This is a genomic window from Rhizobium sp. GR12, assembly GCF_036596185.1.
Lineage (GTDB): Bacteria > Pseudomonadota > Alphaproteobacteria > Rhizobiales > Rhizobiaceae > Agrobacterium > Agrobacterium nepotum.
In genome coordinates, this window is record NZ_JASXTH010000039.1 from 1 (window position 1) to 1,307 (window position 1,307).

Here is a 1,307-nt window from a genome sequence, read left to right on the forward strand (position 1 = left end):
CGTAATGTTCGCCCGGCGCAAGCGGCGCCGTGTCGTTCGGCTTGCTGGCGTCGAACTTCCAGACGACTTTGCCGGTACGCACGTCGAAGGCGCGGATGACGCCCGACGGATTGTTTTCGTAGTAGTTGTCGGCAATCGCGCTGCCGAGGATGATCAGGTCCGTGGTCACCAGCGGTGCCGATGTCTGCTGATAGGTGGCGCGGTTGGTGTCGACCATGCCTTCCATCAGATCGACATAACCGTCCACCCCGAACGTCTTGCACAGCGCGCCGGTGTCGGCGTTCAGTGCAAACAGGCGGGCGTCGACGGTCGAGGCAAGAATGCGGCGCGGGCACTCGGCAACCGCAGCAGAGGTTGCGGCCTGCTGATCGGGCGCGCTGTCGGCAGGCGCGACATAAGCGGTCGAGTCATTCCACGACACGCCGCGGCATGTCTGGTGCTGATAGAACGGGTCACGCTTCATCATCGGATCGAAGGACCATCGGACCTTGCCGGTTTCCGGCTCAAGCGACTGGATGATGTTGTGCGGTGTGCAGAAATAAAGGCCGCCATTCACTTTGATGGGCGTCGCTTCGAACGTATATTCGGAAGAATCCTGATCGGCCTTGCGCAGGTCGCCGGTATGGTGTTCCCACGCAACCTTGAGCCCTTTGACATTGCCGATATTGACGTCCTTCAGCGCCGAGTAGCGCTGGCCGAGGTTGGTGCCGCCATAGGCGGTCCAGTCATCGGCGGGATAGGCCACTCCGCTCGGATCCGTGGATGTGTCAGCCGAAGCAGTCTTCTCCAGCCTGCCGGTGATCGACAACGGATCGTAGAACCAGGCGATGACGCCAAGAACCGCAATGATGGCGACGACGGCACGCAGCGCCAGGACGCCGTTGGTCAGCCGGAGTGCCCACGGCTTTTGCGACCGGTCGGAGAGGCCATTGGTGACGAAGGGCAGGCTAAGCAGGATACCGAGGAAAATGACCAGAGCACCGCGCGGAATCCATTGCCATTTGTCGAAACCAACTTCGTAGAGCGTCCAGATGAAAGTGGTGGCGAGGGTCAGGGCATAGACCCAAAGGCCCGCCTGCCGCCGCATGATCAGCAAAATACCCGCGACCGTCAGGCCAAGACCCATGAGGACATAGAACGCGGAACCACCTGCAACGGCCAGCTTTGCTCCAAAGAGGAGGATGGCAAGCCCCAGCAGAGCGACGATGACGCCACCTACCCGAGTGATCATAGCGTATTCCTTTGGTTATTCTGTGGACGGGGATATCGTAGGCCTTGCCGACGCGTCTGACTCCTATTCCCGCTGG

General features: G+C 60.7%; 1 pseudogene. It reads right to left on the reverse strand.

Annotated elements, in window-relative coordinates:
* Positions 1–1,231 (reverse strand): annotated as a pseudogene (locus QSK43_RS26990) (membrane-bound PQQ-dependent dehydrogenase, glucose/quinate/shikimate family); the annotation flags it as partial.
* Positions 1,232–1,307: the final 76 nt, after the last annotated feature.